This is a genomic window from Bacillus sp. LUNF1 (assembly GCF_011008975.1).
GTDB classification, from domain to species: domain Bacteria; phylum Bacillota; class Bacilli; order Bacillales; family Bacillaceae; genus Bacillus; species Bacillus velezensis.
In genome coordinates, this window is sequence record NZ_CP048876.1 from 936,644 (window position 1) to 951,881 (window position 15,238).

At 47.5% G+C, this 15,238-nt stretch carries 17 protein-coding genes; 8 read left to right on the forward strand and 9 right to left on the reverse strand.

Annotation, left to right across the window (positions count from 1 at the left end; genetic code table 11):
- Positions 1-84: 84 nt before the first annotated feature.
- Positions 85-1,440, forward strand: coding sequence for a sodium-dependent transporter (locus tag G4O42_RS04810; protein WP_032874290.1), 1,356 nt, complete (start codon positions 85-87; stop codon positions 1,438-1,440).
- Between the two features lie 36 nt (positions 1,441-1,476).
- On the opposite strand, the gene G4O42_RS04815 is transcribed toward G4O42_RS04810, so the two are convergent.
- The 3 genes from G4O42_RS04815 to sigM are packed head-to-tail and all read right to left on the reverse strand — an operon-like array spanning position 1,477 to position 3,312.
- The gene (locus G4O42_RS04815; RefSeq protein WP_003155315.1) at positions 1,477-1,767 is read right to left on the reverse strand and encodes an anti-sigma-M factor; all 291 of its coding nucleotides are present in this window, start codon (positions 1,765-1,767) and stop codon (positions 1,477-1,479) included.
- Entirely contained in the window at positions 1,755-2,831 is a 1,077-nt protein-coding gene (locus tag G4O42_RS04820) for an anti-sigma factor (protein WP_087920756.1), read from the reverse strand. The genes G4O42_RS04815 and G4O42_RS04820 overlap by 13 nt, the downstream gene beginning before the upstream one ends.
- Positions 2,821-3,312, reverse strand: coding sequence for an RNA polymerase sigma factor SigM (sigM, locus tag G4O42_RS04825; protein WP_003155312.1), 492 nt, complete (start codon positions 3,310-3,312; stop codon positions 2,821-2,823). Before sigM ends, G4O42_RS04820 begins: the two co-directional genes overlap by 11 nt.
- A 238-nt stretch (positions 3,313-3,550) precedes the next feature.
- On the opposite strand from sigM, the gene G4O42_RS04830 reads away from it, so the two are divergent.
- Positions 3,551-4,150, forward strand: coding sequence for a lysophospholipid acyltransferase family protein (locus G4O42_RS04830; RefSeq protein WP_032874292.1), 600 nt, complete (start codon positions 3,551-3,553; stop codon positions 4,148-4,150).
- Between the two features lie 45 nt (positions 4,151-4,195).
- Here the strand turns inward: G4O42_RS04830 and G4O42_RS04835 are convergent, their stop codons facing one another.
- Together G4O42_RS04835 and G4O42_RS04840 are read right to left on the reverse strand one after the other, a co-directional pair.
- The gene (locus G4O42_RS04835) at positions 4,196-5,530 is read right to left on the reverse strand and encodes a hemolysin family protein (protein ID WP_007409264.1); all 1,335 of its coding nucleotides are present in this window, start codon (positions 5,528-5,530) and stop codon (positions 4,196-4,198) included.
- A 61-nt stretch (positions 5,531-5,591) separates the two neighbouring features.
- Positions 5,592-6,017, reverse strand: a complete 426-nt coding sequence (locus G4O42_RS04840) for a Cu(I)-responsive transcriptional regulator (protein WP_007409263.1) — start codon at positions 6,015-6,017, stop codon at positions 5,592-5,594.
- Between the two features lie 179 nt (positions 6,018-6,196).
- Here G4O42_RS04840 and G4O42_RS04845 point away from each other — a divergent pair, with 179 nt between their 5' ends.
- From G4O42_RS04845 to G4O42_RS04855, 3 genes are all read left to right on the forward strand, one after another.
- The gene (locus G4O42_RS04845) at positions 6,197-7,381 is read left to right on the forward strand and encodes a pyridoxal phosphate-dependent aminotransferase (RefSeq protein ID WP_032875169.1); all 1,185 of its coding nucleotides are present in this window, start codon (positions 6,197-6,199) and stop codon (positions 7,379-7,381) included.
- A gap of 32 nt (positions 7,382-7,413) precedes the next feature.
- Positions 7,414-8,658, forward strand: a complete 1,245-nt coding sequence (locus tag G4O42_RS04850) for a beta-ketoacyl synthase N-terminal-like domain-containing protein (RefSeq protein ID WP_032874294.1) — start codon at positions 7,414-7,416, stop codon at positions 8,656-8,658.
- Positions 8,659-8,889: 231 nt separating this feature from the next.
- Entirely contained in the window at positions 8,890-10,278 is a 1,389-nt protein-coding gene (locus G4O42_RS04855; RefSeq protein ID WP_007610337.1) for a hemolysin family protein, read from the forward strand.
- 12 nt (positions 10,279-10,290) lie between these two features.
- Here G4O42_RS04855 and crcB read toward each other — a convergent pair whose 3' ends face one another.
- Genes crcB through G4O42_RS04870 form a run of 3 tightly spaced genes read right to left on the reverse strand, consistent with a single transcriptional unit; the run spans position 10,291 to position 11,760 of the window.
- Positions 10,291-10,650, reverse strand: coding sequence for a fluoride efflux transporter CrcB (crcB, locus tag G4O42_RS04860; protein ID WP_032874296.1), 360 nt, complete (start codon positions 10,648-10,650; stop codon positions 10,291-10,293).
- Entirely contained in the window at positions 10,647-11,042 is a 396-nt protein-coding gene (locus G4O42_RS04865; RefSeq protein WP_032874298.1) for a fluoride efflux transporter FluC, read from the reverse strand. The genes crcB and G4O42_RS04865 overlap by 4 nt, the downstream gene beginning before the upstream one ends.
- A gap of 1 nt (position 11,043) precedes the next feature.
- Positions 11,044-11,760, reverse strand: a complete 717-nt coding sequence (locus G4O42_RS04870; RefSeq protein WP_032874301.1) for a glycerophosphodiester phosphodiesterase — start codon at positions 11,758-11,760, stop codon at positions 11,044-11,046.
- 169 nt (positions 11,761-11,929) lie between these two features.
- Here G4O42_RS04870 and G4O42_RS04875 point away from each other — a divergent pair, with 169 nt between their 5' ends.
- The 3 genes from G4O42_RS04875 to G4O42_RS04885 all read left to right on the forward strand — a co-directional run bounded on the left by G4O42_RS04875 (position 11,930) and on the right by G4O42_RS04885 (position 14,105).
- The gene (locus G4O42_RS04875; RefSeq protein ID WP_003155299.1) at positions 11,930-12,034 is read left to right on the forward strand and encodes a YhdX family protein; all 105 of its coding nucleotides are present in this window, start codon (positions 11,930-11,932) and stop codon (positions 12,032-12,034) included.
- 160 nt (positions 12,035-12,194) lie between these two features.
- The gene (locus G4O42_RS04880; RefSeq protein WP_032874303.1) at positions 12,195-13,310 is read left to right on the forward strand and encodes a mechanosensitive ion channel family protein; all 1,116 of its coding nucleotides are present in this window, start codon (positions 12,195-12,197) and stop codon (positions 13,308-13,310) included.
- 63 nt (positions 13,311-13,373) lie between these two features.
- Entirely contained in the window at positions 13,374-14,105 is a 732-nt protein-coding gene (locus G4O42_RS04885) for an NAD-dependent protein deacylase (RefSeq protein ID WP_301294548.1), read from the forward strand.
- A 32-nt stretch (positions 14,106-14,137) separates the two neighbouring features.
- Here G4O42_RS04885 and G4O42_RS04890 read toward each other — a convergent pair whose 3' ends face one another.
- On the reverse strand, positions 14,138-14,986 hold the full coding sequence (locus G4O42_RS04890) for a polysaccharide deacetylase family protein (RefSeq protein WP_032874305.1): 849 nt from the start codon (positions 14,984-14,986) through the stop codon (positions 14,138-14,140).
- Between the last annotated feature and the right edge of the window lie 252 nt (positions 14,987-15,238).

The following is a 15,238-nucleotide window of genomic DNA, read 5'->3' on the forward strand; positions in this document are numbered from 1 at the left end:
TCGGAATAATGAAACATATTGAAATGGGCTTAAGTTATCGCAGCGAATAAGGGATAATATAGGGCGGAAGGGAAGTGGAAAGTCGTGTCTGACCAAAAAAGGGTTCAATGGGCCTCAAAAATAGGATTTATTATGGCCGCTGCCGGTTCGGCGATCGGCCTGGGAGCCATTTGGAAGTTCCCTTACGTAGCGGGTACGAACGGAGGAGGCGCTTTTTTTCTTGTATTCGTCCTCTTTACCGTACTTTTAGGCTATCCGCTTTTGCTCGGTGAATTTATTTTCGGAAGACGGAGCCAGACAAATGCGATTGATGCCTACAAACAAGCCGCGCCGAAGTCGGTATGGCACCTCACGGGTTATGTGGGTGTGGCGGCCTGTTTTTTAGTTTTGTCTTTTTACAGTGTTGTCGGCGGGTGGATTTTGCTTTATGTGTTAAAAGCTGTTACGGGTTCTTTATCCGGGCTCACTCAGGAGCAGTACGGAACGGTGTTCGGGACGGTCATTGAAAATCCGATCCAGACTCTCGCCGCGCAGCTTGTATTTATGATCATGACCGTGGCGGTCGTCGCAAAAGGCGTGCAGAAAGGGATTGAACGTGTCAGTGCGGTGCTGATGCCGGTTTTATTCGTGCTGTTTCTATTGCTTGTGCTGCGATCAGTCACGCTCGATCATGCCGTTGAGGGGATTAGATTTTTATTGGTTCCGCACTTTGAAGATTTGACGCCGGAATCCATCCTATATGCTTTAGGACAGGCGTTCTTTACATTAACGCTCGGCGTTTCGGTCATGGTGACATACAGTTCGTATCTGCCGAAAACCCAAAACCTTCCGGGATCGGCGGGTTCCATTGTTGTGATGAATGTGCTCGTCACGCTGTTTGCGGGACTGGCCATTTTTCCGGCGGTTTTTTCGTTCGGCTTTAAACCGGATGAAGGGCCTACACTGCTGTTTACCGTACTGCCGGCTGTGTTTGACCGGCTGCCGTTCGGCTCGCTGTTTTTTATCAGCTTTCTGGCGGTCTTTTTCTTCGCCGCGCTGACTTCGGCCTTTTCGATGGTGGAAATTATCGTAGCGACTGTCGGGAAAGGTGATGAAACGAAAAGGAAGAAGCTGTCGTGGACAAGCGGTCTGCTCATTTTCTTAGTCGGAATTCCGTCCTGTTTATCATACGGTGTTCTCGGTGATGTTCATTTGTTCGGAAAAACGTTTTTTGATCTAGCGGATTTCACAGTGAGCAATGTGCTGATTCCGCTCGGCGCTTTATTAATATCAATCTTCATCCCGCTGAAAATACCGAAGCGGGAGCTGTTCGCCGAGATGAAAAGCGGTTCCGCCATCGGCTATCGTTTCTTTCAGGTGTGGTATTTCCTTCTGAAATATCTCGTGCCGCTGGCTATCATCGTCGTATTGCTGCATTTAATCGGCGTTCTTCCATTTTAAAAAAACAGGCCCCCGTAAAAGGGCCTGTTTTTATGTTTAAAAACCGAATTGCAGATTCGTATCAACGGCAACGATCGTATATACACAGACAATGACGAAAAGGTTGAGGATGACACCGAGCAGTCCCGGGCCCGTCCGTCCTTTTTTAATAAACAGCTCAATGATGCCGAACGGCACGGCGGCCATCGCAAACGGCAGCATCTGATAAGAATAGAAAGTCACATTGCTGATGATTGCCACGTTCAAAAGCAGCAGCGACAAAATCGCGGTACCGACTGATATCCAGCCGAAAACATTATGCTCTTTAAAAATTCTTACCAATTCCATAATTCCACCTCACCGATGTTTGCTGCTTTTACTGTTTTGTTTTTCAGCAGACGTTCGATTTCTTTTGTCGGCCCCGTCACGACAGAGCCGTATACGTTCATTCCGTGATGTTCAACATAGTCGATTCGGCTGCCAAGATTCATGTCTTTGCGTTTCGATATTGCATGAGCCCATTTTTTATGGCGGGACATAAATTCAAGGGCATTGATAAATTGTTCACGGTCTGTCTGTCCTTGCGTTTCGAAAGAGGACACCATCTTGGAATCTTTCCCGGGAAATCCTAACGGCTCGGCATAAGGACTGTCTTTCAGATTTTTCTCCGTTTCGACCGCGTTCCATAAAAACTTCACATCGTATTTTTTAAAAGTCGAATATACTTGAGAAGAAGGGTAGGCCCGGTCATAAGAAAGATAGACCTCCGCCACGCTTCCTTCAGGCAATTTTTTTAAGGTCTGTCCGGCTTTTTCAATCGTGCGTTCCTTTAAGCCGGAAGGATGGGCGAAATAATGCTTTGCCTGTGCCGCGTCTAGATCATAGTAGTTAACGGCAGGCGATTTGACAGTATCTAAAAACATTTCAATTCGTTCTCCGCCGACGGATTTCGTTTTTGTGCCGATCTGCTTTTGCAGCGGAAATTCCGTATTCATTCCAAACAGCTTCACCTGGCTTTTCAGTCCGGAGGTATCGACGAGGACGTTCGGCATTGTGGTCGCCACCGTCACTGCCGCGGTCTCCATTAATTGATTGCCGGTGCTTTCTTTTCCTCCCAGACCGTAATAGAGGTAGCTTCCTAAAGTGCAAAGCGGCAAAATCATCAAAGTGGAGATGACGGCGAGAACTGAAATCCGCAAATACGATTTGCGTTTTCCGTATGATAAAATGGCCTTCTGTTTTTCCGGGCTGATGCCGACGTCCCATTCCCGGTCGTCCTGCATTTCGCTTTCAATCAACTCCTGATAGACTTCCAGCTTTTCCAGCTCTTCTTCAAAGGCGGCCATTTCCCGGTCGCTCATTTCTCCATTTTTGTATTGGTAAAAACGCTTTTTAAATTCTTCATTCATCATTAACACCTCTATTATAAAGTGCTTTCAGCCGCTGTCTGGCACGAAATAAAACACTTTTAAAATTAGCCTCTGAAATATTCATAATATGGGATGCTTCTTTGTAATTCAGTTCTTTTAAATAATACAGTGTTAAGGCCTCCCGATAATTGTCGGGAAGTTCGGACATATACCCTGTCAGCACTTCCTTGATTTCAATCTGATGAGCCGGGCTTTGAACAGCCGTCTGAAAAAGGCTCCCAATTAAGTCATCGGAAATGGTCACTTCCTTTTTATGTTTTCTGACATAATCTATAAACGCATTTCTCGCCACTTGAAAAAGCCATGGCTTTACTTTGCTGTGGTCATAGGAGTGAATGTGTATGTATGCCCTCATAAAGGTTTCCTGCAGCAAATCTTCAGCGAGATGCTTGTCTTTTGTCATGGAGAGCAGGAACCGGTAAACATCATTCATATACATTTGGTAAATTTCATCGATCGTCACTGCCTTTTCTCCCCTCTATGTTATACACGCATAAGAAAGGTTTAAAGTTGCACGTTCCATGCAAACGGCTTAAATTCATTTTCACCTCATCAAACACCATTTCTCTATAGTACCCAAAATCCGTCATAAAAGATAGAGATCGGCGGAGGAAAAATATAATTATTAGTACCAGGTAATAAAAAATATTGTTATAATAGAGAGAGAACACTTTTGATCATTACAACAAAGGAAGTGCGTTATGTATAAGTTTTGTGCAAATGCCATCAAATGCATTCTATCTCTGCGCGGAGGAGTGAAAGTGTACAATAAAGAGAATCTTCCGTCTGATAAAGGATTCGTTATCGCGTGCACGCATGCGGGCTGGGTGGACGTCCTCACGCTCGGTGTCGGAATACTGCCCCATCAGATTCATTATATGGCGAAAAAAGAGCTGTTTCAGAAAAAGTGGATCGGACATTTTTTGAAGAAGATTCACGCGTTCCCGGTTGACCGTGAAAATCCGGGCCCGAGCAGCATTAAAACGCCGATTAAGCTTCTGAAGGAAGGAAAGATTGTCGGGATTTTTCCGAGCGGTACGAGAACATCAGAAGACGTCCCGCTGAAAAGAGGGGCCGTGACCATCGCCCAAATGGGAAAAGCGCCGCTCGTTCCGGCCGCATATAAAGGGCCGTCTACGGGAAAAGCGCTGTTTAAAAAGGGAAAAATGCGGCTTATCATCGGCGAGCCGATTTTTTTGGAGGACTTTTCCGATCTTGCGCCGAAGGAGAGGCTTGCGGCCATGACAGAAGAGCTGAATGCCAGAATTAAAGAGCTTGAGAAAAAACTTGAACAATTGTAAATGAAAAAAAGCTTGCCGTCTGTATCAGACGCGCAAGCTTTTTTGTTATGCTTCTTTTTGTTCGGCGGTTTCCAGCAGTTCATCAAACGCCAGTTTTTTCACTTCGATATATGCGACGTGGTGGCCGTCAATTTCATTAATGATAAATTCACAGCCTTCTTCGATAATCGAGTCGTATTGTTCGACGTCGTATTTCTGGGTAAGGAACCAGCCGCCGATGGTGTCGACCTCGTCATTTTCTAAATGGATGCCGAGGAGTTCGTTCACTTGATCAATCAGGACCTTGCCGTCAAGCATGTAATGGCCGTCGCCGAGTTTGCGGATTTCGTTGATTTCATCGATATCAAATTCATCACGGATTTCCCCGACGATTTCTTCAATAATGTCTTCAACGGTGACAAGCCCCGCGGTTCCGCCGTATTCATCCGACAGAATCGCCATATGAACCCGTTCCTTCTGCATTTTTACAAGCAGATCGTGAATCGGTGCCGACTCAATCACATGGATGATCGGATTGACAAAATCGGTAATCGGCGAGTCGACTGATACTTCGCCGCTTATGCAGGCGGTCAGCACTTCTTTAATGTTAATAACGCCGATAATATTATCTTTGTCACCCTCTTCGACAGGGTACCGGGTATATTTTTCAATCTGAATGATGTCCATCATTTCAGAGATTTTGATATCATGCGGCAGACTGACGATTTCCGTACGCGGAATCATGATTTCTTTTGCAAGTCTGTCGTCAAATTCAAAGATTTTGTTCACATATTTAAATTCAGACTGGTTGATTTCACCGCTTTTATAGCTTTCCGATAAAATAATGCGCAGCTCTTCTTCAGAGTGGGCAAGCTCATTTTCAGACACCGTCTCCAGACCGAACGCCTTCGTTAAAAGACGGGCGGAGTTGTTCAGAAGCCAGATAAACGGGAACATGATGCGGTAAAACCAAATGAGCGGTTTCGAAAACAGCATTGAAACGGCTTCCGCTTTCTGGATGGCGACTGTTTTCGGCGCCAATTCTCCCACGACCACGTGTAAGAATGTAATGATCGCATAGGCGAGAATAAATGAAATAATATGCGATAATGAGCTTGGTACGTTTATCTTTGTGAAAAGCGGATGAAGCAAGCGTTCAATCGTTGATTCGCCTAAGACACCAAGACCGATGGAAGTCAATGTTATGCCGAGCTGGCACGCCGATAAATACTCATCTAAATGCGTGGTCACTTTTTTGACACCGATTGCGGCTTTATTTCCTTCTGCTATAAGCTGGTCAACCCGTGAGCCTCTGATTCTGATTATCGCAAACTCAGATGCTACGAAAAATGCCGTCAGCGCGATTAAAACCGCGACTAAAATCAAATTCACAATGTCCAATTAGAACCTTCACTTCTTTTGGGAAGATGAAGGTAACACCTCCTGTTAGTAAGATAATGGTTTAACTTAACAGCAGCATAAATGATTGAAGCACTGCAAGCTTTTCAGGAGCCAGCCTTTTTTTCAGCTGGGCGCGCTCCTCTGGTTCAAGCTTTTCAAACCGATTCAAGATCACGGAGATGTTTTGATTCATGTGATCAATTTCCGATGCCAGATTTCCAATATCGTCAGGCAGGGCTGAAGAGGGAAACTGGTTCTCCAGTCGATCTTTTATATCAGACAGGGCCAATCGCTGCTTTTTACAAGCGACTATAAACTTTAACCGATTAAGTGCAAGTGTATCGTAGTAACGATAGTTCGAACAAGACCTGTCAGGCTTTAAAAGCCCGAGGTTTGTGTAGTAATCCACCGTGCGTTTCGTTACACCGGCAAGCTCTGCTAATTCACTGATGCGATAAGTCTCAGCCCCATCTAAATCCCTCCCCAACCATCACGTTATAGTTATGAGAATAGTTTAATATATGAAGGGGAGTTTGCACAAGTTTATTGTTTTCCGTCTTTCTCCTGAAACGGCGCGGCGGGCTGTCTGAAAAAGCGTTGACTGCGCCATGTAAATCTTTCATAATCATTGTAAATAGAAACGGAAGAAAAAGACAGAAGGGACAGATGACAGTGGCCGGTTTATCACGGGAAGTGACACAGAATCTGGAGAAAGGTTCATGGATACGCAAACTATTTGATGAAGGCGCTCGGCTGAAAAAAGAGTTCGGCGCCGATAAGGTATTTGACTTTTCGATAGGAAATCCGGTTGCGGAGCCGCCTGAAACATTTAAAAAAGCGCTTTGCGAAGCGGCTGAAACAGGGCGGCACGGGTACATACAAAACCAGGGGCTTCCGGAGGCGAGAGAAAAGGTTGCGCGCTTTTTGTCAGAGCGGTTCCAGACAGAAATTTCGGCCAGGCATACAGTCATGACGGTCGGAGCCGGCGGGGCGCTGAATGTCGCGCTGAAGAGCATTTTAAACCCGGAGGAAGAAGTCATCCTTCTTTCGCCTTATTTTGCGGAATATAAAGCGTATGTTGAAAATTACCGCGGCAGACCCGTCATCTGCCCGCTGACTGACTCATTTGAGATTGATATTGAAGCGGTTAAAGGTGCGATCACCCCCCGTACGAAAGGACTGATCGTTAATACGCCGCATAATCCGACGGGGACTGTGCTCAGCCAGAAAAACCTTAACGAATTAGGCGCCTTATTAAAAGAAGCCGAAGAGCGGAACGGCCAAAGCATATTTATTTTATTTGATGAACCGTACAGCCAGCTGATCTACGGAGAAGAACAGGCGAATCCGTTTCAGGCGTATCACCGCGTGATTTTAGTCAGTTCGTTCAGTAAAGATCTCGGCATTGCGGGGGAAAGGCTCGGGTATATCGCGGCAGACGCCCAAATGCCTGAGGGCGATCTTCTGACGGATGCGTTCGTTTTCTGCAACCGGACGCTCGGCTTTGTGAACGCTCCGGTCATGATGCAGCGCACCGTGGCGAAAATGGATGATCTTTCGATTGATGCTGAACCTTACAGAAAGCGGAGAGACCTTATGGTGGACATCCTCACAGAAGCCGGCTTCGAATTTGAAATGCCGAAAGGAGGCTTTTTCGTCTTTCCGAAATCACCGATTGAAGACGAGGTGGCGTTCTGCATGCATGCCGCACAGAAATACAAACTATTGATCGTACCCGGCAGCGGATTTGGAAAAAGCGGCTATTTCCGATTATCTTTCAGCGTGCCTTCAGAACAGATCAGACAGTCGCGCGATGTTTTCAAAGCACTGTATCAAGATTTTTCTTCATAGCTTCCAATACAAAAAGATGGGAGAACGGACAAATGTCGAGGAGAAATAATGGCACGTCAGACATCAGCATTACAGGAATCGGAGTCTTAACCGCGGTCGGACAAGGCAAGGAGGCGCTTCTCGATGCGCTCATGGAGGGGCGGCACGCCTTTGATGTGATGAAACGGCCCGGCCGGCAGAAAGGCAGTTCGTTTATCGGCGCGGAGCTTAGCGAATTAACGCCGCCGGACGCGCTGTCCAAGCGCTTGTACCGAAGGGCCGCATTATCAGGAAAGACGGCACTTATCGCTCTATATGAAGCGTGGCATGACGCACAATTAGACGGCGCTGACCACAGCCGCACCGGTCTGATCATCGGCGGCTCGAATATGACGCAGCGCGAATTGCTGCAGACCTTTGAGAAAAACGGTGAAACGCCGCAATTTGTAAATCCGACATACGGGCTTTCTTTTATGGATAGTGATTTGTCGGGGCTTTGTACGGAGCAATTCGGGATAAAAGGGCCGGCCTTTACGGTCGGCGGCGCGTCGGCAAGCGGCCAGGCGGCGGTTATCCAGGCTGCTCAAGGAATCAAAGGTGGCCTGTTTGACCGATGTATCGTGATCGGGGCGCTGGCCGATCTGTCGTACATGGAGTGTCATGCTCTCCGTTCTTTGGGAGCGATGGGCACTGATACATACGCTGAACGGCCTGAAGCCGCCTGCCGCCCGTTTGACCGGCATACGGACGGGTTTATATTCGGAGAGGCGTGCGGGGCGATTGTGCTGGAACGGGCTGAATCTGCCGAAGAGAGGGGCGCACGTTCGTGGGCCGGCTTAAAGGGCTGGGGGATGGCTTCCGATGCGAACCGCAACCCGAATCCTTCAGCAGAGGGCGAAATGACGGTGATCCGCCAGGCGCTGGAGCGGGCCGGTCTTTCAGCAAAAGAGATCGATTACATCAACCCGCACGGCACCGGTTCACCGATCGGTGATAAGACTGAATGCCGGGCGCTTTCTGAAAGCGGCCTGTCGCACGCGCGGATTAATGCGACAAAATCGATTACCGGACACGGTCTGAGTGCGGCCGGAACGGTGGAAATCATTGCTGCTCTCTTGCAAATGCGGGAAAACAAGCTTCATCCGATCCGAAATTTAACGGAGCCGATTGACGATTCATTTCAGTGGGTGACCGACGGGCCGAGCGCCCATACCGTACACCATGCGTTAAGCTTAAGCATGGGATTCGGGGGGATTAATACGGCGCTTTGTTTAGAAAATCATTTTCGAAGCAGATAACGGCAGCCTTCTTTTTGAAGGCTGTTTTTTATATGATAAAAAAATCTGAAAATGATGAAAGAATGGAGTTGTGATACAATAAAATATACAAATGACAATCATGCTTTGACTTAGGAGGTGGCAGGATGGGGCCCTCTGTGTAGTCAATCACCCATTTCGTTCCTCTCGCTTAAGAAAAAACGATGAAATCAGGAGGTGACGTCCTTATCCTTCAATTCGGGATAAGGTGAAATGGACGATATTGACAGTTTGATTTTAATCGGTGTGCTCATTGCGTTAACGGCATTTTTCGTGGCGAGTGAATTTGCGATCGTCAGAGTGAGGAGATCCAGAATCGATCAGCTCATCTCAGAAGGGAACAGACGGGCGGTGCTCGCAAAGCGTATCATTACGGATCTTGATGAGTATTTATCCGCCTCGCAGCTTGGCATTACACTCACATCCATCGGGCTCGGCGTACTGGGAGAGCCTGCATTTGAGCGGATGCTTCATCCTGTGTTTCAGGGCATGGGGCTGCCGGATTCTGCTGAGCATGTGATTGCTTTTGCTGCGGCGTACGGACTGATTACGTTTCTACATGTCGTCGTCGGTGAGCTTGCGCCTAAAACGGTTGCGATTCAAAAAGCGGAAAAGCTGACGTTATGGATTGCCGGACCGCTTCGGTTATTTTACGTGTTCATGTTCCCGTTTATTTGGGTGCTGAACGGCTCCGCGAGAATTCTGACCGGTTTGGCCGGATTAAAGCCGGCATCTGAGCATGAAGGCTCCCACTCTGAAGAAGAGCTGCGGATCCTGCTGTCAGAAAGTTTAAAAAACGGAGAAATCAATCCGTCTGAATATACGTTTGTGAATAAAATTTTTGATTTTGATAATCGGATCGCCAAGGAAATCATGATCCCGAGAAAAGAAATCGCGGCTGTTTCCACTGATATGGACGTGCCGGAAATGCTTGATATGATGCTGAAAGACAAATATACGCGCTGGCCCGTAACGGACGGGGACAAAGACAGTGTCATCGGCATGATCAATACGAAGCATCTCTTTTCAGATCTGCTGTTTATGACAGAAGATGAAAAAGCGGAAGTATCCATCACGTCTTACGTCCGCCCGGTGATTGAAGTCATCGAGACGATCCCGATACACGACCTGCTGATAAAAATGCAGAGAGAACGGATTCATTTGGCGATATTGTCTGATGAATACGGCGGAACGTCCGGTCTTGTGACGACCGAAGACATCCTTGAAGAAATCGTCGGCGATATCAGAGACGAATTTGATGAGGACGAACAGCCGCAGATTCAAAAGCTGTCCGAACGCCATTATGTGCTGGACGGAAAGGTTCGGATTGATCAGGTGAATCATCTTCTCGGCGCAGGGATTGAAGAGGAAGTCGACACGATCGGCGGTCTTGTGCTGAAACGGAATATTGACATCTGTGCGGGTGAGTCGATACAAATCGGGGGATACACTGCCCTCATATTAGAAATGGACGGCCGGTTTATTAAACAGCTTGAACTCAAAGAAGAACAGGGCCGCCCGGGCGGTCAGGGAACAATAAACCGCCAGCTGCCTGTACCTGAAACGGTCATGCTTCATAACGCAACCTTGAGCGAAAAATAAGCTCAAGGTTTTTTAAATGGACATGATAATGAAGCCGCACCAGAACGCCAAAAGGCTTCCGGCTGCTGAAACAGCGATGTAGAGCAGGCTTTCCTTTATGCGGTTGTTCATCATCAGCTGCACGGCTTCAATACTGAACGTGGAAAAGGTCGTAAACGCACCGAAAAAGCCGGTCGCGATGATGATGCCGGCGGAAGGATTATCCAGGCCCAGTCCGGTGAACATGCCGAGGCCGAAGGAGCCGAGCAGGTTGACCGCAGCCATTCCAAGCGGAATCGGAAAACTTTTTGTTCTTTCTGAAATTGTTTTACCCAGCAGAGACCGTAATACCGCTCCGATACCCGCTGCGATAAGCATCAGGACAATCGTCATGGCGTATCATGCCCCCTTCCCGCTGCGTGAAGGGCAATCCGCCGTCCCCAAAAAATGCCGGCGTATGCAAGGGCAAGACCAGCGAATAAAGTCGCGGCAGCATAACAAAAAGCCGCTGCGGGAGACGATTGCAGCAGAAAAATGGTTTCTTTTGCGAAGGTTGACATCGTCGTGAAACCTCCGCAAAAACCGGTTCCTAAAAAGGCGGTCAAAAGAGGGCGTTTAGCCCGAATGATGAAATAACCCGTAATAAGACCGAGTAAAAGGCTTCCCGCCGCGTTTTCGAGGAAAGTGGCCGCCGGGAAAGAACCGCTGTGAATGTGCGCGCTCATTTCAAAGCGGAGCAAAGCGCCAAGCGCGCCTCCGATAAAAATTGCGATGTATTGTTTCATATCAGCCATCCTTAGAAATAAAATCCGGAAAATCAGTTACAATGCCGTCAACTGCCATCATTTGCAGCTTTTCGGCGGTCTTTTGATTTCTGACCGTCCAAGCAAATACTTTCAGGCCGTGTCTGTGAGCGGTGGAAATCAAGAACCGATTCAGACGGGTATATTTAATATTGACATAATGTACGGCTGATTTGTAGGCGGCCAGCTGGCTTTTGGAAAACATCCCAAAGCTGGGTCTTGCAATAATTGCAGTCGGAACGGACGGATACATGCCGTGAAAGGTCTGAATCGACTTGAGGCTGAATGATTGAACGATAGGGTGGATGGAAAAGGAAAACCTGCTTAACAGCTGGCCGACTGCTTTTTCAAGGCCGACTTGAGAAACGTGCCCCTTCAGTTCAATTAAAAATCCGATTTCAGAATGATAACGCTTCAGAACCTCTTCGAGCAGGGGAATCCGCTCCCCTTTAAACTCAGCCCCATACCAGCTGCCGGCATCCAGGGACTGCAGCTTCTTCAGCGTAAAATCTTTTACAAAACCGGAGCCGTCCGTCGTCCGGTCGACTTTGTCATCATGGATGACGACAATCTGACCGTCTTTTGTGAGCTGGACGTCAAGCTCAATGAAATCAGCGTTCATTTCGGCAGCGATATCAAATGCCGCAAATGTATTTTCGGGCGCGTAACCGGATGCGCCGCGATGAGCGATGGTATACAAGCTTGTCAGCTCCCCTCATGGGCATTTCTGTTATTATATCAGATTCGTATATGCACAGCGATTCAAACTGGTGAATGTGCAAAACAGTATTTTTTTGGAATAAAGTTAGTGCTTTTTTCGGTTTACAATCCGCATTGATGATTTATAATGGCAAAAAGGAGGCGAGATCATGGGAAAAGGGAGATTGAAAGTGGAAGAAAGAATTAAGGCCGAAACCGATGCTGAAATCCAAAAAGCGACTCTCCTGAAACAGACACAATCAAAGAAGAAATAGTGCCTGACCCTGTTGTATCTGGCTGAAAGATGAACGAATGTGTGAAAACCCCGGCTATGCTCTGATGCCGGGGTTTTTCAGGCTGCCTAAAGACATTAAAAGAAGCTGATGTCCGAATGTTTTAGTATAATAGATTTTCGACAAGACAAAGGAGCATGCCATGATGACACAATTTCAGAGCTTTTTTACGCTTGACCATATTTCGCAGATCAGTATCAGCATCGGAATTTTAGCGGCTTTTCTCGTTTTGAGAAAACTGTTTGTCAAATACTTTTTTCAGCTCATTTACAAATTGGCGAACAAGCCGAAAACCGACATATTCAAGCAGATTGCCGTAGCGTTTGACAAGCCGGCCAGATGGTTTTTCGCGGCGCTGGGTCTGTTTTTGGCGATTGAGTATTCGCCGTTTTTAGACGGGCAGATGGACATTGTCAAAAAATTGTACCGCTCTCTGATCGTTGCGCTGATCGCCTGGGGGCTTTGCAATCTGACATCGGCGTCTTCGTTTTTATTTCATAAAGTCAATCAGCGCTTTGAGCTTGATATGGATGACATTTTGGCGCCGTTTTTATCCAAGGTGCTGCGCTTTGTCATTCTCGCGCTCAGCGTCAGTGTGATCGCGCAGGAATTCAATTATGATGTAAACGGGTTCGTGGCCGGACTCGGACTTGGCGGATTGGCCTTCGCGCTTGCGGCTAAAGATACGATCAGCAATTTTTTCGGCGGCATTATCATCATTACGGAAAAGCCGTTTACGATCGGCGACTGGGTCGAGACGTCATCTGTGACGGGGGGCGTCGAAGATATCACATTCCGAAGCACAAGGTTCCGGACGGCGCAGGGGGCGCTTGTTACCGTGCCCAATTCAACGCTGTCCATGGAAGCCATCACAAACTGGACGAGGATGACGAAGCGCCAGGTCACGTTTTCCGTTCGTGTTTCTTATGCGACGCCGATTGATCGTCTAGAGCGGTGCATCACAAGGCTCAGAGAAATGCTTCGTGAACATGAAGGCGTGCATGATGATACGATTATGGTTAACTTTGACGTGTTTGCGGACAGCTATTACAATCTGTTTTTCAACTTTTACACAAAGACCATCGTCTGGGCGGAAAGCCTGGACGTGCGGCAGGATATCAACCGCCGGATTATTGATATTTTTGCTGAGGAAGGCGTGGAGTTCGCCTATCCGGGCCAGAATGTATTCGTAAAACAGAAAAGCCACGATGATCCGGTTCATGTGAAGGATCATTCCGGAGAAAAAGAACGGGCATAACAGGCGCCGTTCTTTTTTCATGATATGATAAAAAGAAAAGGCGGTGGAAGAGTGGAAGCGTTTATGACATTGATCAATCAGGCGGAACGTATCGTGGTGCTGACGGGAGCGGGAATGAGCACGGAATCCGGCATTCCTGATTTTCGTTCGGCGGGCGGTATATGGACCGAAGACACCTCCAGAATGGAAGCGATGAGCAGGGAATACTTTGAACGCCGTCCGCGTGAATTCTGGCCTAAATTCAAACAGCTCTTTCAGATGAAAATGAGCGGAAGTTATGAGCCGAATGCCGGCCATACGTATTTGGCGGATCTTGAAAAGCGGGGAAAGCAGGTAGACATTTTCACGCAGAATATTGACGGGCTGCATAAGAAAGCGGGAAGCAGCAGTGTCTATGAGCTTCACGGTTCAATTCAGACCGCCGCATGCCCCCGCTGCGGAGCGCGCTACGGGCTTTCTCATCTGCTGAAGGACGAAGTGCCGGAATGTACGGCGGAAATCGGTGATCATGCGGTATGCGGCACCGTATTAAAAACGGATGTCGTGCTGTTCGGCGATCTCGTTCAGCATTTTGAAACCCTTTATGAAAAGCTTGATAAAGCTGATCTTCTTCTTGTGATCGGCACTTCGCTTGAAGTGGCGCCGGCAAGGTTTGTCCCTGAGGATGCGGGCCGGATTCCCGGTTTGAAGCAGGTGATTATTAACCTTGAGCCGACATATTGCGACCATTTATTTGACCTTGTCATCCATGAGAAGATCGGTGAATTTGCAAAACGAATCAGCGCCGCGACATAAAAAAGCCGGATCATATACAGATCCGGCTTTTCTTATTCATGGACGGGAATCATTTGATCCGTCAGAACATCAAAGGAGTAGCCCTGGGCTTTCAGTTTTTGGATCAGGCTAGGCAAAGCGTGCACCGTCGCAGGCAGATCGTGCATTAAAATGACATGCGGCCTGCTCGTATGAACGCTTTCCAAATATGCGAGCTGATTCAATACTTCCGGCACGTACCGTGCGTTTTTGTACTTCCAGTCTTCACTGTCTATCGTCCAGTCCCAGTACACGAATCCGCCTTTTTCGAGATTCTTAATCTGGGCATCCGTCAATGACGGTTTACTGCCGTAAGGCGTGCGGACAAGATCCGTTTTTACTCCGGTGATTGCCTCGAGTGTATCGCGTCCCTGCTGCATTTCGTTCAGCGGTGATATCGGTGTTTGATAAAACAGGTGATTATCGTGCGTCACGCCGTGCAGGCCGAGCGCGATTCCTTCCTGCTTCGCTCTTTGCACGGAATGCTGATAGGCTTTCATCCGCGGTTCAAGCATAAAAAAAGTGGCCTTTGCGCCATTTGCCTTCAATACATTCAACAGCTGTTCAGTATATGGAGACGGCCCGTCGTCGAAGGTTAAATATACCGTTTTTTTCCCTGGGTCACGCTCTCTCTGCAAATGTTTCATTAAGACGTCGGGAGAATCATTTTTCAGCCGCAGGCTTTCTGCTTCATCCCGAAGCTGCCCGTTTGCAGTCACGGTGACCTGTTTGTTTTTTGCGGCGGAAGCGGAATATCCCATTATGACGATTACCAGAAGCAGTCCGCACAAAACTGCTAAACTCGTAAGTTTAAAAGCCAATGAAAACAGAGAAGGGGAAGCACCTTCTTTTGTGTTGCGCATAACAATCTCTCCAGTAGCATAAGTTTCTGCATAATGCCGATAACAGCGGAGGCTTGCGAAGTGCCATAAGTTAACAGCATATGTATGTCGAATCAAGTATACAGGAACAAAACTGGAAAAGACATAGAAAAGGTGTCGAATAATAAGATTTTAAGAAAAAAATAAACTCCGCAGCCGGCTCGTTCAGTATGATAGAATAGTTGACAATAACAGCTGAGAATGCACATCACGGCAGATAACGATGAGGAGGGT

Coding starts and splice junctions, on each gene's coding strand:
- G4O42_RS04815 (WP_003155315.1), bottom strand. CDS start 1,767: ATGGAATTGGTAAGAATTTTTAAAGAGCATAATGTTTTCGGCTGGATA.
- G4O42_RS04820 (WP_087920756.1), bottom strand. CDS start 2,831: ATGATGAATGAAGAATTTAAAAAGCGTTTTTACCAATACAAAAATGGA.
- G4O42_RS04830 (WP_032874292.1), top strand. CDS start 3,551: ATGTATAAGTTTTGTGCAAATGCCATCAAATGCATTCTATCTCTGCGC.
- G4O42_RS04845 (WP_032875169.1), top strand. CDS start 6,197: ATGACAGTGGCCGGTTTATCACGGGAAGTGACACAGAATCTGGAGAAA.
- G4O42_RS04850 (WP_032874294.1), top strand. CDS start 7,414: ATGTCGAGGAGAAATAATGGCACGTCAGACATCAGCATTACAGGAATC.
- G4O42_RS04855 (WP_007610337.1), top strand. CDS start 8,890: ATGGACGATATTGACAGTTTGATTTTAATCGGTGTGCTCATTGCGTTA.
- crcB (WP_032874296.1), bottom strand. CDS start 10,650: ATGACGATTGTCCTGATGCTTATCGCAGCGGGTATCGGAGCGGTATTA.
- G4O42_RS04865 (WP_032874298.1), bottom strand. CDS start 11,042: ATGAAACAATACATCGCAATTTTTATCGGAGGCGCGCTTGGCGCTTTG.
- G4O42_RS04875 (WP_003155299.1), top strand. CDS start 11,930: ATGGGAAAAGGGAGATTGAAAGTGGAAGAAAGAATTAAGGCCGAAACC.
- G4O42_RS04880 (WP_032874303.1), top strand. CDS start 12,195: ATGATGACACAATTTCAGAGCTTTTTTACGCTTGACCATATTTCGCAG.
- G4O42_RS04885 (WP_301294548.1), top strand. CDS start 13,374: ATGACATTGATCAATCAGGCGGAACGTATCGTGGTGCTGACGGGAGCG.
- G4O42_RS04890 (WP_032874305.1), bottom strand. CDS start 14,986: ATGCGCAACACAAAAGAAGGTGCTTCCCCTTCTCTGTTTTCATTGGCT.